Annotated in this window: 8 protein-coding genes; 7 read left to right on the plus strand and 1 reads right to left on the minus strand. The window is 52.7% G+C overall.

Features of this window, described 5'->3' with window-relative positions:
* Window positions 1-79: 79 nt before the first annotated feature.
* Window positions 80-4,111, minus strand: a complete 4,032-nt coding sequence (locus HMPREF6485_RS02830; protein WP_248622222.1) for a hybrid sensor histidine kinase/response regulator transcription factor — start codon at window positions 4,109-4,111, stop codon at window positions 80-82.
* A 312-nt stretch (window positions 4,112-4,423) separates the two neighbouring features.
* Here HMPREF6485_RS02830 and HMPREF6485_RS02835 point away from each other — a divergent pair, with 312 nt between their 5' ends.
* From HMPREF6485_RS02835 to HMPREF6485_RS02865, 7 genes are all read left to right on the plus strand, one after another.
* Window positions 4,424-7,606 carry a SusC/RagA family TonB-linked outer membrane protein gene (locus HMPREF6485_RS02835; RefSeq protein WP_004344543.1) on the plus strand — a complete coding sequence of 1,061 codons (3,183 nt, stop codon included), beginning with the start codon at window positions 4,424-4,426 and terminating at the stop codon, window positions 7,604-7,606.
* An 8-nt stretch (window positions 7,607-7,614) separates the two neighbouring features.
* Window positions 7,615-9,237 carry a SusD/RagB family nutrient-binding outer membrane lipoprotein gene (locus HMPREF6485_RS02840; protein ID WP_004344544.1) on the plus strand — a complete coding sequence of 541 codons (1,623 nt, stop codon included), beginning with the start codon at window positions 7,615-7,617 and terminating at the stop codon, window positions 9,235-9,237.
* Window positions 9,238-9,272: 35 nt separating this feature from the next.
* On the plus strand, window positions 9,273-9,665 hold the full coding sequence (locus HMPREF6485_RS02845) for a hypothetical protein (protein WP_004343663.1): 393 nt from the start codon (window positions 9,273-9,275) through the stop codon (window positions 9,663-9,665).
* A 34-nt stretch (window positions 9,666-9,699) separates the two neighbouring features.
* Window positions 9,700-10,878, plus strand: coding sequence for a glycoside hydrolase family 5 protein (locus HMPREF6485_RS02850; RefSeq protein WP_004344546.1), 1,179 nt, complete (start codon window positions 9,700-9,702; stop codon window positions 10,876-10,878).
* A gap of 8 nt (window positions 10,879-10,886) precedes the next feature.
* Window positions 10,887-12,173, plus strand: coding sequence for a histidine-type phosphatase (locus HMPREF6485_RS02855; RefSeq protein ID WP_044125768.1), 1,287 nt, complete (start codon window positions 10,887-10,889; stop codon window positions 12,171-12,173).
* 37 nt (window positions 12,174-12,210) lie between these two features.
* Window positions 12,211-13,380 carry a hypothetical protein gene (locus tag HMPREF6485_RS02860; protein ID WP_004344549.1) on the plus strand — a complete coding sequence of 390 codons (1,170 nt, stop codon included), beginning with the start codon at window positions 12,211-12,213 and terminating at the stop codon, window positions 13,378-13,380.
* 189 nt (window positions 13,381-13,569) lie between these two features.
* On the plus strand, window positions 13,570-15,873 hold the full coding sequence (locus HMPREF6485_RS02865) for a glycoside hydrolase family 3 N-terminal domain-containing protein (protein WP_004344551.1): 2,304 nt from the start codon (window positions 13,570-13,572) through the stop codon (window positions 15,871-15,873).
* Window positions 15,874-16,082: the final 209 nt, after the last annotated feature.

The raw sequence follows: 16,082 nt of genomic DNA on the forward strand, positions 1-16,082 counted from the left end.
ATTTTTTTCAGCCCGAATGCAAATGCGGTATGAAAGGATTTGACACATATAAAGACTTCCGCATCGGGTGGAGAACCATCTAGGCGGGCAAAGTTTTGCCTGCATACTTGCTGGGTGGCACACCATAATGCTTCTTAAAGGCTGTGCTAAAGTATTTGGCATCGGGAAATCCCACTTTCATTGCCACATCTTGCACCGCCTCTCCCTGCCTCAACCGGGCGGCAGCCTCCCTCATGCGGATGATGGTGATAAACTCACCGGGCGACTTGCCCGTAAGTGCCTTGAGTTTTTCATAGAGCAGCGTGCGGCTCATAGCCGTTTCCCGGCACAACGCCGTGACATTCAGGTCGCCCTCGCCGATATTCTCCATGATGTAGGTGTTGCAGCGATCCAGAAAATCTCTGTCTATTTGGGAAAGCTGCACCCCGGCAGCGGTGCCTCCGGCAGTGTCGGAAAGCGGGGCGGAAGCAGTTGGAGGTTCTTTATATTGCGCCATGATCTTTTCTCTCAACCTGTTGCGGTTGTGAATCATTGTGCGCACTTTGGCCTTGAGCACATCAGCGTCGAACGGCTTGGCGATGAAATCATCGGCCCCGCCCTCCAATCCCTTCAGCATGTGGTCGCGCCCGGCCTTGGCCGTGAGCAGAATCACGGGAATGTGCGAAGTCTCCACGTTTTGCTTGATCAGCCTGCACATCTCATCGCCCTGTATGCCCGGCATCATGATGTCGCTGACAATGAGATCCACTGTCTGGCTTTTCAGATACTCCAAGGCCGCATCTCCATCGGGTTTGTCTACCACCTCATATTCTTGTTCGAAGATGTGACGCAGATAGAAACGCAAGTCGTCATTGTCTTCAACGACCATCAGCCGGCTCTTAGGTGAAGTCACCGCCGGAGCCGAAGGCATCTCTGCTGCGGCAGGAGACAAAGGGAGTGTTCCGACCGTGGGCAGGACAGGCATCGGAGTAGAACCGACAATGGCCGACTTTCTGAAATGCCGGCATCCGCTTCTGAAGGTGACAAAGAAGGTGGTCCCCCTGCCCTCCACGCTCTCGAAAGATATTTCGCCCTTGTGCATCTTCATGATGCGACGGGCAAAGGCCAAACCTATCCCGTGCCCGCTTCGGTTGCTGTCGGCGACATTGCTTGCGCGGAAGAACATGGAGAAAAGTTTTTTCTGCGACCTGCGGGGAATGCCGATGCCCGTGTCTCTCACGGCAATGGTCACTCCACGCTTGCCTTGGGAGAGACGGACGATGATTTTGCCTTCCTCACGGTTGTATTTCACGGCATTGGACATGATATTGTACAACACATGGTCAATATTCTTCCGGTTCAGCCACACGACCGTCTCCTCTTTCGGCAAGACGAGGCGGACTGTTATCTTCTTTTCTATCAACAGCGGACGGAACGACTCCACCATTTCTTCCAGATAGGCCCTGAGGTCGCAACGGGTCACTTTCATCCGCTTGCCCCTCACCGAGTCGAGGTCGAGTTTCTGGAAATCCAACAGTTCGGTGGTGAATCCGTACAGCCTCTGCGCGCTGACGAGGGCAAGGGAGAGGAGTCTGCGGTCGTCGGAGGCCAGCAGCCTGTTCTTGTACAAGTCGTTCAACGGACTTATGATGAGGGTCACAGGTGTGCGTATGTCATGCGCGATGTTGACGAAAAATCGTAGTCGGCTCTCAAAATATCTCTTCTCTTGCAGGTCGTTGTAACTGCGCCACAACCCGTATAGCATCGCCGCGAAAAGCAACATATAGGCCAGTCGGGCCCACGGTGTGTCCCACCAGGGGGCGGCTATGTGGATGGGCAGCGAGGCCTCCCCCACCGTGTGATGGGTGTTGCGGCTGATGCTCTTCACCCGGAATGTGTAGTCGCCGGGCGGAATGTTGGTGTATCTCGCCATGATGTCGGCCGACGGCGATGACCATTCCTTGTCAAAACCTTTCAGACAATAGGTGTAGAGAATGTCATTCTGATACTGGAACGACACGGAGGAAAAAGCCAGCGTGAAGGTGTTTTCGCCGTGTCTCAGCCGCATGCGCCCGTCTTTCAGGAGCATCTCATTGATTTCCGCATCCCGCTTCGCCCATACATTGTCGGAGGAATGGGACACGTTGAGACCGTTGATAAACAGCGGAGCGCGATAGCTGTAGTTCGTAAACGAGCGGGGATTAAACTCCACCGCGCCGCTGTTGCTGCCATAGACGAAGTTGCCGTTGGCCAGACACGCAAAAGCGGCCCGCTTGTAGCAGCTCACCTGCTCGTTGAGTGTACTCAGCGTGGAGAATCTTCCGTGGCCGTCTCTGTCCAAAGACATATAGGCCAGCCCCAGATCCGTGCTCACCCATATTCTCCCCATGCTGTCGGCAGACACACTGTAAACATAGTTGGACGGCAACCCTTCGCCTGTCGTGTAGACCCTCGCCCTCCCCGTGCGCATGTCCAGCATGACGAGCCCTCCGCCATCAGTGGCCAACCACATCTTGGCCTTGCCCGCCGGCCTGATGTAATTGATGTAGCTGTTGCTTCTGACACCATAGTTCTTCGGATAGTCGAAAAACTTTCTCTTCTCCCCACTGCGTATATCCACCGTATAAAAGCCGTTGGCCGTGGCCACAGCGAGCACATTTGGCCCCATGGCGACAATGTGGTGGACAAACCCGATGCCATTGTCGGAGAAGGTGGTGGCCCGGCCCTGTCCACCGGTGGCACACCTTGTGAGCCCGCCCCGCTGGCCTCCCATCCACAGATTGCCCTCGGCATCGCGGCAGATGGAGAATATCAGATTGGTGGAGAGACCGGAGTTGTCGGTGGTGAGATGCCGCACTGTGGTGCCGTCGCATCGGAGACAATAGGCGCCATTGCCGTAGCTGCCGGCCCACACCTCGTCGTCAGCTCCAAGACAAAGAGTGAGAAACACCTTGCCGGGATGGAGATGCCGCCACTGTCCTGAAGCGTTGCATACACTGAGTCCGTTGTCCGTGGCATACCAATGATTGCCCTTGCGGTCTTCGATAACGGCATTCACGTGATTGTCGACAAGACTTTGCTGATTGTTGGGCTCATGTCTGATTACACGATAACGGAAGTTAGACAGATTGCACACGGTCACTCCCTCCGTAAAACTCCCCACCCAGATGTTTCTGCCATCGCACAACAGACTGTAAATATCGTCCGACTTCAGTCCGCTGCCATTGCCATCGGCACGCATCAGAGGCCAAGCCCCACCGCCGTCACGCTGCACCGCATAGATGCCTTCGCCGTCGATACCGACGAGCATGGTGTTTTCGTCATAAGGAGTGAGGCACCGATAGGTCTTGTGAGGCATCACCGAAGCAAGACGGGAGGAGCCGGCCGGCCGCCTGCCTTTCAAGTCATACAACATCAGCCCCCTGTCCACGGTTCCCACCCAAAGGAGATTTGTCTTTGCATCCACATAGATGGTGTGCGGTTCGCAGCCTTGCAGGATGTAACGGGCAGCACGCTTATCCCGCCCCTTGCCCATGCGGCAAACCCCTTTGACGGTGGCAAGGTAAAGACTGTGAGCGTCGGTGACAACATCGACGGTCTTCTGCCGGCAAACCAATGTTATCTTTCTCGTCGCATCTATCCTGAATGAGCCCACCGAGGTGGCCGCATAGAGCGTGCCGCCATCTATCGCCAGACTGTTCAGATAGACGGATCTGTGCAACCTGTCGGCCATGTCAACCTGCAAGACAAACTTATCGGCATAGACATCCAGACGATATATCTTTCCAGAATTGGTGTAGGCCCACAGGCACCGGGCCCCATCCTCGCAGAGCTTGATGATGCGACCCATGCTGTCTTCGGTGACACCGCGGCCGAAGAGCACGTAGTTTTTCACGCTCCTTCCGTCATAGCAGTCTACCCCCGACTTGGTGGCAATCCACATTCGGCCCCGCACATCCCGGCACAGCGAGAACACGCGCAAGTTGCTCAGTCCGTCATGGGTGGTAAGCTGATGATAATCGAACATGCCACTGTCGGGCATTCGGAGTCCATCGGTTCCGGTACGCGCATCTACCGATACACGGCAGATGAGACAAACAAGAAAAAGTATCAATGGCAGGTTTCGTTTCATGGAAGAGTAGATGGTTATAATGGTTCTTTTGCAAAAGTAAGAAAAAACACTGTAAAATGCGAATGATTTTACATAATCGTGTGTGCAGTCGGCTTTTATGCGACCGTCAGCCATCTATGGTGTAACCACGCGGACAGCACCGCCAGCCTCTCCAAATGGCAACGAAATCGGCGAAAATGACGATTTTTAAAGGTTTTCCGATAAAAAACAAACCTCTGTTTAGCCGCTAAAGCCTAATTTTGGCACAGGAAACAAGGATTCGGACAACCGAAAAACATCAAAACCATAAAACCTATTTATTACACAAATACAATGAGAAGACAAGTTATCCTATTTCTAATTTCTACGCTCCTGATGCTCTTTCCCTTATCGGGTGGCAGCGTGCTGCAACAGTCTGAGATTGCAGCGCAGACACCGAGGGCGACCGGCGTCGTTGTCGACACGGGCAACGAGCCCATCATCGGTGCAAGCGTAATGGTCAAAGGCGCCAAGACAGGCACGGTCACTGACATGGACGGCCGGTTTGGTCTTGAGGCGGCAGACAATGCCACGCTCGTTGTAAGCTACATCGGGTATGTGACGCAGGAAGTGAAAGTCGCAAAGGGCAGACCGATGCGGGTGGTACTCAAGGAAGATGTACACCAGATCAACGAAGTGGTCATCACCGCCCTTGGAATCAAGCGCGACCGCAAGGCATTGGGCTACTCGCTCGGAGAGGTAAAGGGCGAGGAGTTGCAGAAAGCCAAAGAAGTGAATGTAGTCAACTCGTTGGCCGGGAAGGTGGCCGGACTCACCGTGTCTAAGACGGCCACGGGGCCCGCAGGTTCCACCCGGGTGATACTCCGCGGAAGCACCGAACTTACAGGCAATAACCAACCACTGTATGTGGTAGACGGCGTACCGATGGACAACACCAATTTCGACAGTTCCGACCAATGGGGAGGATTCGATCTCGGCGACGGAATATCGAGCATCAATCCCGATGATATCGAGAGTCTGTCGGTACTCAAGGGACCGGCAGCATCGGCCCTGTACGGCAGCCGGGCTTCGCACGGTGTCATTCTCATCACCACGAAGAAAGCCGATGGCAAGAAAGACTTCTCGGTAGAACTGAACAGCACCACAACTTTCGAGACACAGCTCACCAAGTGGAACAATGTGCAATATGAATTCGGACAGGGCAGCGAGGGACGCATCTCCCTTTCCGACGACCGATATTCATCAAACCGCAACTGGGGGCCGCGCATAGACCCGGGACTCTATCTCACTTACTTCGACGGCAAAGCACGCCCATACGTTGTGATCAAGAACAATATCGACGGCTTTTTCCGCACGGGAATCAACACTTCCAACTCGCTCATCGTCAGCAAGAAAATGGGCAAGACCGGCATCCGGGCTACCTATACCGACATGCGCGACAAAGACCTCATCCCCAAAACACACATGGCACGCAACATCATCAACCTGCGGGCCAACACCAACATTGCCGGAACGCTGGATCTGGACTTCAAGATGACCTATACCCGCGAAAATGTGAAAAACCGGCCGGCCGTAGCCGACCATCGGGCCAACATAGCCAAAAACCTGATGACGCTTTCCACGACATTTGATCAAGCGTGGTTGCGTGACAACTATGAGGATGAAAACGGAAGATACTACAACTGGAACAATGGCGATGTGTACAACATCAATCCCTACTGGGTGTTGAACAAAATGTCGAACGACACGAAGAAGGACAACTACAAAGGGGCTGCGGTGATTCGCTACAAGGTGATGAAACAGCTCACGCTGCAAACCACACTCGGAGCTGATATCAACAATCTTGTATTCAACGACTTCGCTTACCCGTCGTCACCGGGAAGGGAGTTGGGACAACTTGTCACCAAGGATTACAAGAACCGCATGTACAATGCCGAATTTCTTGCCATATACAAAGACCGCTACCGGAAATGGGACTATGGGGCCACGCTCGGAGGCAACCTCTATAAGGTGGACAACAAGACCACCGTCGTCACGGCGCAAAACATGATAATGACCGATGCGCAAGCTCCACAGAGTTTCATGGAAAAGAAAATAAGGCTGGACACCTATCGCAAGCAAATCAACTCGGTCTACGGAAGCTTGAATCTGGCCTACGACAACTTCGCCTTCATGGACATGACGCTGCGTGGCGACTACTCGTCCACCCTCCCGAGAAACAACAACATGTACTGGTATCCTTCCGTTTCGGGAAGTCTGCTCTTCTCCGAACTGCTGAAGACCGGAAAAAGAATACTGCCATACGGAAAGGTAAGGGCCTCTTGGGCCAAGGTGGGTAATGACACAGCCCCCTACATGATGACCCTTTCATACGAGATGACACCCAACAGTTTTGGCAAATATCCGATGGCGATGATTTCAAGCGATGTCATTCCCAACCGGAATCTCAAGCCGACCATGACCGGTTCGGTGGAACTCGGATTCGAATTGCGATTCCTGAAAAACCGGATAGGACTCGACTTCACCTACTACAACCAGCACAGTAAAGACCAGATACTGCGCATGAACACATCTTACGCCTCCAGCTACAACTACCAACTCATCAATGCCGGAGACATAGAAAATAAAGGGGTGGAAATCGTGTTGAACACACGGCCCATCGAACTGAAAGACTTCAGCTGGGATCTTAATCTGAACTTTGCCAAAAACTCCAATAAAGTAAAAGAACTCGCCAACGGAATCGATGAATTCGAACTGGCATCGGCCCGATGGCTTGGCGTCAAAGTGGTGGCAAAGGTGGGAGAAAACTATGGTTGTATCATGGGAAAAGACTTCCTGCGCAACGAAAACGGCGACATCATTATCGACGGAACAAGCGGGCTGCCCAAGATGACCGACGACCTGAAAGTGCTCGGCAATGCCTCGTGGGACTGGACAGGTGGCATCACGACCAATCTGAGATACAAGAACTTTTCACTCGGAGCTATCTTCGACGTCAAAGTGGGAGCCGACTTGTATTCCATGTCGGCACGGTCGGCCTATGCCACAGGCAAGCACAAAGACACACTCGAGGGCCGCGATGCATGGTATCAGTCAGAAGAAAAACGTCTGGAGGCCGGAGTCACGCCCGCAGCTTGGAAGGCTACCGGAGGATATGTGGCCAAGGGAGTCATACAACAAGACGACGGAACTTACAAGCCCAACGACATTTATGTAGACCCACAGGTGTATTGGGCGTATGTAAGCACACAGACGGCACGCCCCTTCATTTACGACAACTCGTATGTGAAACTGCGCGAACTGACCCTTTCTTACGTCTTCCCACGCAAATTGTTGGGCAAGTCGCTGAATGCACTGACGCTCTCTTTCGTGGCACGCAATCTATTCAACATCTACAAGAATGTCCCCAACATCGACCCCGACTCCAACTACAACAACGGGACGGGCATGGGACTTGAGTTTGGCTCGCTTCCTTCAAGGAGAAGCTTCGGATTAAATGTAAACCTAAAATTCTGATAAAAACAATGAAACGGATAAGAAATCTTGCCCTCTGCGCATTCGGCTTGCTGGCTTTCGCCCTTGGCTCCTGCGATGACGATGCGTTCGAGCGACTCAACACCGACCCCACAAAGGCCACAAAAATAGATCCGAACTTACAATTCTCAACTTGCGAAGCCCAGGTATGGGGATACTGGATCTATCAGGAGACCGCCCTCAAATATATGGCTCCTTTCTGCCAATATCTGATGGGGGACTGGGGGATTACCAACTATGGCGGCCAATATCTCAAAAACACACAGTATATGGGATACATTTATGAGAAGATGTATCCGCTGACGGTGAAGGAACTTGTTGACATCATCAATAAAACAAGCAGCACAAAGCATCGCAACCTGCACTATATGGCTCGCATATTCAAGGTTTACGTCTTCGGCATCATCACCGATGTGTATGGAGACGTACCCTATTCGGAAGCAGGCAAAGGCTATATCGAAGGCATTGTACAGCCGAAGTTTGACAAGCAGGAGGATATTTACAAAGACTTCATGAACGAACTACAGGTGGCCGCAGACTCACTTGATACCAAATCCGAAGAACAAGTGAGCGGTGACATTATCTATAATGGGGATGTGAAGAAATGGAAAAAACTGGCCAATTCCCTACATCTGCGCTACGCATTGAGGATGGTGAATGCCGCTCCTGAGCTGGCCAAACAGGAAGCCATCAAGGCTACACACAACGAGGAAGGAATCATAGACACTTCTGCCGACGAGGCATTGGTCAAATATGTCAGCAACCTGTTTGACTGGACCAACGAGGAATATAGGCGAAGCGGCATCGCACAACTGATGCGTGGACGCGAGGAATATCCCACGATGTACATCTGCTCCACCTTTTTCAACCATCTTGAAGAAACCGAAGACCCAAGGCTGTTCGTCTATTGCCGCACGTATGATGAGTCATCGCCCAATGCACCGTTGGAACGACACGACATCACCGATGAGATGCGCGATCCTTCATCCAACGCTAAGTTCCAACCCGTGGAGCCGGGATTCTTCTGGTATGATAAATGGCCGAGCGGATATTGGAGCAAGATTGCCAAAAAATGGGTAATGAAGGAGTGCCGTCCGCAGGTGAACAACATCTTCCTGCAACTCACTTCTCCGGGCGTGATCATGACTTATGCCGAAACCCAACTGCTGTTGGCAGAGGCTGTGGCGCGCTGGGGAGCAGATGTCGGAGGCGAGAGTGTATCCGCTCTATACGGAAAAGGGGTGAGAGCAGCTTTTCATTTCCTTGAAAAGTTCGGTGCCGATAAATTTAATGACAGCGACATTGACGGTTACCTCTCGGCCAATGGGGTGCCCGATGACTTGGAAGGACAGCTCAAGGCTATCAACACCCAACTGTGGATACTCCATTTCAACAACCTTTGGGAGGGCTATTCCAACTGGCGCCGCAGCGGTTATCCACAGCTGAAGCCTTCCCCCGAATACGGGGCGAAATGCATTAACTCGCAAGAGACTCCACTAAGGCTCTGCTATCCCATCTTCGAGAGTTCGTACAACAAAGCCAGCTACGATGAAGCCATACAGCGGCTCGGAGGTTCCGACAACTGGAACAAGCCCGTGTGGTGGGCCAAATGAACAAACAGACTAACATGGATAAAACGCTAAAAGTTATGAGAAGGATATTATTCATCTTGATAAGTTGTCTGGCCGTATCGGTCGTATCGGTGAGTTGCGACAACGATGAAGTGGACTCCCCCGTGCTCACCGACGCTGAATATCCGCGCATATTCGGCCGCTGGCCTGAAAAAGACAAGAAAGGCAACCTGGGAGAATTCAGCACGGCCTTGGACAAAGTGCTGTATATCAACGTGCAGTACACCCCATCGCAGTATTGTGAGGGGATATGGTATATAGACAACGTAGAAGTGCATCGGGGGGTGGGCTTCCGTTTCGTACCTCCGGCCGAGGGCCGCTTCCATGTCAAGTTGGTTGTCAAGACTCCAAAATATGAAACCAGCCGCGAAGCCATCATCAAAGTGGGGAAACCGACACAAGACCCATAAACATGCAAATCACACCAAACTCAAAAGACAGAACATGAAAAATATAAGATTTTTGCTATGGATACCGATTGCCGTCATAACGATGGCGATGCTATCCTGTTCCGACAAAGCCGAGCAAATCATCATCGACCCCAATGCGGAAGAGCAGATAGAACCACTGACAGTCACTCCTTTTGACATCAAAAAAGGGGTGAACGTCTCCCATTGGCTGGCTGCCAGCTCGAAGCGGGGCGATGAGCGCCGCAACTTCTTCACGCAAAGCGAAGTGCAGAAACTGAAAGCTATGGGATTTGACCATTTAAGATTGCCGGTCGACGAGGAACAGATTTTCGACAAAAAGGGTGTCATCGACGAGGAGGCTTTAGGACTGCTGAAAGACTGTATCGGCTGGTGCCAGACTGCCGGAATGAAGATCATAGTGGATATGCACACCCTACGCTCCCACAACGACAAGGCAATCAACGCGTCGGCAACGGGCTACAAAGCTGCCCGGCGCTTGTGGCTGAAACTCGCCGAACAGGAAAAATTCCGGAAAGAGTGGAAGATTCTGGCAGAGGAACTGAGTGCCTATCCAAACGATTTGGTGGCATTTGAGTTGCTGAACGAGCCCGTGGCTCCCTACGCGACACAATGGAATGCCCTCTCGGCCAACCTTGTAAGGGATATCCGGGCCACCCAACCCGAGCGCAAGCTCATCATCGGCCCCAACGGTTGGAACAACATCAACCAACTCGGGACATTGACACTGCCGCGGAAAGATGCAAACATCATCCTGACTTTCCATTTCTACACTCCCCATCTGTTGACTCACTACCGTAGCGAATGGACCGGCTACAAGGACATAGCCTGCAACGTGAACTATCCGGGAGAGCTCATCAGTGCCGAAGACTTCAATGCGCTCACGAAAGAACAACAGAATTACATACGTGGACAAGTGGGCTCCTACGACCGAAAAACACTGGAGAAAGAAATCGAAAAAGCCGTGAAGCGGGCAAAGGAATTGGGCGGCGTTCAACTCTATTGCGGTGAATACGGCTGCTACCACTATGCGCCACGGACTGCACGCATAGCCTGGACCGCCGACGTAAGCTCCATTCTGGCAGCAGCAGGCATAGCCTATTCCTACTGGGAATATAAGGGCGGAGGCTATTCTTTCTGCAAAGAAAACGGAGAGATTGCCAATGAAGAACTTTATCATGCCATCATCCAATGAAACCACCTATGAACAGACTTCTCCTTATCGCGTTGTTGCTCTGCCTCTCTGCCGGTGCAAATGCACAGAAAGTGAGAGAGGAAATGTTGGCCCGTCCGACCATGACGGGAGGAAACCTATGCCCCTATCCCGGGCCGCAATCTCGTCTCACGGCTCCCCCTAAAGGGAAACGGCCTTTTTACATCAGCCATTACGGCCGCCACGGTTCACGATATCTGCTCTCCCGCGACGACTACGAACGGCCCGTGAGAGCACTGATGAGGGCCGACTCTGCGGGTTGCCTCACGCCCAAAGGCAAAGAAACACTGCAAAAGCTGCAACGCATAGCAACCGATGCCGAAGGGCGCTACGGAGAGTTGACACGCTTGGGGGCAGAAGAGCACAAAGGCATTGCCCGCCGCATGTTCGGCAATTATCCCGAAATCTTCACGGGCCCTGTCAAGATAGATGCCCGCAGTACGCTCGTTCCGCGCTGCATCCTGTCGATGGAATATGCCGTGCAACAACTACTTGCATTAAACCCGGAATTGAAGATAACGGTCGATGCCGCTCATCGCGACATGAGCTATATGAACCATCAGGACAAACGCCTGATAGAAATGCAGAAGTCGGCAGAGTTGGAGAAGGCCTTCAGGACATTCTACGGCACGGTCATACACCCCCAAGCGGCACTCGAACAGCTGATTTCCGACAAAGAGTTCATCCGCCGCGGAATGGGCAACCGCTATAAAATCTATTGCGACCTCTACGCCATAGCCTCCAATCTCAGGAACACGGGCCTATGCGACAGCCTTTCCTTCAACGACCTGCTGACCTTTGACGACTTTTACTCGTGCTGGCAGAAGGACAACGGATGGTGGTATGCCTACTTTGCAGGCTACCCGCTTAACGGGGGGATGCAGCCGTTTGCACAGTGCAACCTGCTGAACAATATAATAGACACTGCCGACAAGGCCTTCGGGGAGGAGCATCCCGGTGCCACGCTGCGCTTCGGCCACGACGCGGTGATTCTGACATTGGCCTGCCTGCTTGATATCAACGACATAGGACGCAGCATTCACGACCTTTCACGACTGACTGAAGAGAACTGGAACTGCTCTAAGATTTTCCCAATGGCAAGCAACATCCAATTTATATTCTATCGCAGGGATATAAAGGACAATGATGTGCTGGTCAAGATACTGCTCAACGAAAACGAGGCAACACTGCCCATCAAGGGCGATCCGGCCCCTTACTATCATTGGAAAGACTTCGTAAGATACTATCGCGACAAAATGAAGGATTACACCAAGTAGAAGAAGAACATCGTCATAACCTTTAAAACTTACAATTATGAGAAAATATCTATTCACAGCCATTGCCCTGCTCATGGGGCTGACGGTTCATGCACAGGACGGAAAGTCATTTTACGACACGTTTGAAGACGGTATGGCAAATGGGTGGAAGGCCTTTGCCTATCAGGAGGGAGGCCCGACAACCTCGCACGTTTCCGTGGTGGACAACCCACTCGTGGCAGGGGCAAACAACAGCAGCAAAGTACTCCTCATACAGGAAGACGACATGGCCAACCCTTATGGTGCTGTCAAAGAAGGTTTTGAGCTGAAGGTGAGCTCGAGCGACTTCAAGTATATTCATCTGAAAGTGCTGGCCGATGTGGCACACACGATCACGGTGGCTTGCAAAAACAGCGAAGGAAGCGGAGACAACACCACGGCGTGGTCAGGGGCTCCATACACCAAAAAGGGAGAGTGGGAGGAGGTCGTCGTGTCTATCTACCACAACTTCAAACCCGACAAAAACGGGACGGCTGTCAGCCTGCGCTTTTTCTCTAAGACGGCATCGAAGATATACATCGACGACATCTACTTCTCAAACAAGCGCACTCCCACCCCTCCTCCCACACCGGAGGAAACCAATATCAACGACACGTTTGAGGATGGCAACATCGGAACGTGGCACTCCTATAAAGACGCTTCGGGAATCACCGTGGAAGTGGTGGACAATCCTGCAAAAGACGCTGTGAACCCAAGCAACAAAGTGCTTCATGTCAAGATGGACAAGAGCAGCAACTGGAAAGGGGCTGTCAGAGAAAATATGGCCGTTCCTGTGACCAACGACGAGGGGGGACTGAAATATCTGTATTTCAAAGTCCGCAAACCTGCGACAGATGTCATCACCGTCAATTTCATCAAGGGGGATGAATCGCATTTCACAGGATACACGCCCTCAGAGGCCGACAAATGGGAAGAGGCCTATATCGATGCCGGGGTGAAAACAGACCTTGTGAACCAACTCTATCTGCGACCGGGCAACACGCCTTCCGAAATATGGATCGACGACATTCGGTTTGTGGAAAAGCGGGAACTCACCGGCATTGGAGACATCCAGGCTGCCCACGCTGCCGATGCACCTACCTACACCGTCAGCGGTGTGAGAGTGTCGGAAAACGGTCTGCCGAAGGGCATCTACATCAAGGGGGGTAAGAAATTTATCGTGAAATAGGCAACAGTGCCTCCATAAATCCCGCGGAAAGGGAAGAAAGGAGACAGGAAGGGGGAGGTGCCTCGGATGCCGGCCTGAGAAGCCGCCGGGCCTGCCCCCTATGCTTCTGAACACCCGCAACATATAGAACAAATGCTTCCGGCTTCCGACAGCTCCCTTAATTTCTAAAAAACAAAAACTTGTCCGTCTATGTTCAGATTGTTTTTAACAGGCCTGCTTTTAGGGCTTGTCTCCGGGGCGAGTCCTAAAAAGGTCATGGACTACACCAACAGTAACCTTTCCGTAGAACAGCGCGTGGCCGACTTGATGGGTCGCATGACTCTTGAGGAGAAAGTGGGGCAGATGTGCCAGTATGTGGGCATCGCCCACATGCTCAACGCACAGAAGACCCTCACCGAAGAGGAGTTGAAAAACAGCCATGCCGAGGGCTATTATCCGGGATACACGCTTGAGGATATACGGGAGATGACCCGTAAGGGGCTGATAGGGTCGTTCCTCCACGTGGTGACAACAGAGGAAGCCAATTATCTGCAAAAACTGGCCCGGCAAAGTCGGCTCAAGATACCGCTGCTCATCGGAGTGGACGCGCTCCATGGCAACGGACTCTATCACGGGGCCACGGTCTACCCCACCCCCATCGGCCAGGCTTCCACGTTCGCTCCCGAGCTCATTGAACGCATGTCGCGCGAAACGGCTTTGGAGATGAGGGCATGTGGCATGCAGTGGGCCTACGCACCCAATGTGGAGGTGGCTCGCGACACCCGGTGGGGACGCATAGGCGAAACTTTCGGCGAAGACCCTTACCTCGTGGGGCAAATGGGCATAGCCACAGTGAAAGGATTGCAGACCGACAGGCTCAGCGGACAAGACAAAGTGATGGCCTGCGTGAAGCATCTTGTGGGGGGAAGCCTCACCAGCAACGGCATAAACGGTTCGCCGGCCGACATGTCTGAACGTATGCTGCGGGAGGTGTTCCTGCCTCCTTTCAAGAAATGTGTAGACGCCGGTGTCTTCTCGCTCATGCCTTCCCACAACGACCTGAGCGGCATACCCTGCCATGGAAACCGCTGGCTACTGACAGACTTGCTGAAAAAGGAATGGGGGTTCAAGGGAATCGTGGTGAGCGACTGGATGGACATCGAGCGCATGAATGATTTCCACGGCACGGCTCCCACCGTCAAAGAGGCTTGCCTCACGGGAGTCAATGCCGGCATAGGAATGCACATGCACGGACCGGGATTTGCCGAATATGTGCTGGAGGGCATCCGGGAAAACAGAATAGATCCCGCCCTCATCAATGCTGCCGTGGGCAGGATACTCGAGGCCAAATTCCGCTTGGGACTGTTTGAGAATCCCTTTGTCGCCCCCGGGAAGGTGGGAGAGGTCGTGTTCACAGGCACCCATCAGCAAACGGCACTCGAGATAGCCCGCCGCTCAGTTGTGTTGCTGAAAAATGAGAAAGGGCTTCTCCCGCTGCAAAAGGGGCGGTATAAAAGAATATTCGTGACAGGACACAATGCCGACAACCAGTCTATCCTCGGCGACTGGAGCTTTGAACAGCCGGATAACCGTGTCACCACGGTGCTTGAAGGCATCAGACAGCAAGATTCCGATGCCGAGATAGATTATCAGGACATAGGCCGCAACGTGCAAGGGCTCACCCCACAACAGGTGGATGAGGCGACTCTCCGAGCCCGAAAAGCCGACCTTGCCATTCTCGTGGTGGGCGAAAACTCCATGAGGTATTTCTGGAAAGAAAAGACTTGCGGTGAAAACAGCGACCGCTACGAACTGTCGTTGCCGGGATTGCAGGAGCAACTCGTCGAGGCGGTCGTGGCAACGGGAGTGCCCACGGTGGTTGTTCTGGTGAACGGCCGACCGCTCACGACGGAGTGGATAGCTGAAAACGTTCCGGCCATCCTTGAAGCTTGGGAACCCGGCTCGCTCGGCGGACAGGCGGTGGCGGAAATTCTCTATGGGGCCATCTGCCCGTCGGCCAAACTGCCGATAACCATTCCACGGAGCACAGGCCAGATAGGTTGTTATTACAACCACAAGTTTTGGGCCAACCGCTTTCCATACGCCACAGGAAAGTCGGACCCGCTCTATCCATTCGGTTATGGACTGAGTTACACCACATTCAGCTATTCCCCCGTCAGACTGTCTGCGGCCAGGATGCCACCCGACGGGGCTGCGAATGCCACAGTCGATGTGACGAACACGGGCGACCGTGAAGCTGAAGAGGTGGTGCAGCTCTACATCAGAGACGATTACAGCTCTGCCACCCGACCGGTCAAGGAACTTAAAGGCTTCAGGCGCATCTCCCTGAAACCGGGGGAAACCCGTTCGATATCGTTTGATATTCTTCCGGAGACGCTGGCCTTCTACGATGCCGACATGAAATACGGTGTGGAGAAAGGCACCTTCACCATCATGATAGGCAGCTCTTCAAGAACCGATGACCTGCAATCGGTTTCCTTGTCGGTGGAATAAAGGTGATAGGTGATAGGTGGTAGGTGATAGGTGGTAATGGAGTGTCTAAGCCCCCTAAGTTAGGGGGTTGGAAGGACTGAACAAGGGGTGATAGGTGATGTCTTAATTAACCCTTTGGGGAACTGAACAAGGGCAAATCCATCATATAGCACAAACTATTAAAGAATTCGAAAAAGGCTTACACGCAATTTTTCCACACTCATCTTTCT

Source organism: Segatella buccae ATCC 33574 (assembly GCF_000184945.1).
GTDB classification, from domain to species: Bacteria; Bacteroidota; Bacteroidia; order Bacteroidales; family Bacteroidaceae; genus Prevotella; species Prevotella buccae.

Bases quoted from the DNA above. Each gene is read 5' to 3' on its own strand.
- HMPREF6485_RS02850 (WP_004344546.1), top strand. From the start codon at position 9,700: ATGAAAAATATAAGATTTTTGCTATGGATACCGATTGCCGTCATAACG.
- HMPREF6485_RS02845 (WP_004343663.1), top strand. From the start codon at position 9,273: ATGAGAAGGATATTATTCATCTTGATAAGTTGTCTGGCCGTATCGGTC.
- HMPREF6485_RS02865 (WP_004344551.1), top strand. From the start codon at position 13,570: ATGTTCAGATTGTTTTTAACAGGCCTGCTTTTAGGGCTTGTCTCCGGG.
- HMPREF6485_RS02840 (WP_004344544.1), top strand. From the start codon at position 7,615: ATGAAACGGATAAGAAATCTTGCCCTCTGCGCATTCGGCTTGCTGGCT.
- HMPREF6485_RS02830 (WP_248622222.1), bottom strand. From the start codon at position 4,111: ATGAAACGAAACCTGCCATTGATACTTTTTCTTGTTTGTCTCATCTGC.
- HMPREF6485_RS02860 (WP_004344549.1), top strand. From the start codon at position 12,211: ATGAGAAAATATCTATTCACAGCCATTGCCCTGCTCATGGGGCTGACG.
- HMPREF6485_RS02855 (WP_044125768.1), top strand. From the start codon at position 10,887: ATGAACAGACTTCTCCTTATCGCGTTGTTGCTCTGCCTCTCTGCCGGT.
- HMPREF6485_RS02835 (WP_004344543.1), top strand. From the start codon at position 4,424: ATGAGAAGACAAGTTATCCTATTTCTAATTTCTACGCTCCTGATGCTC.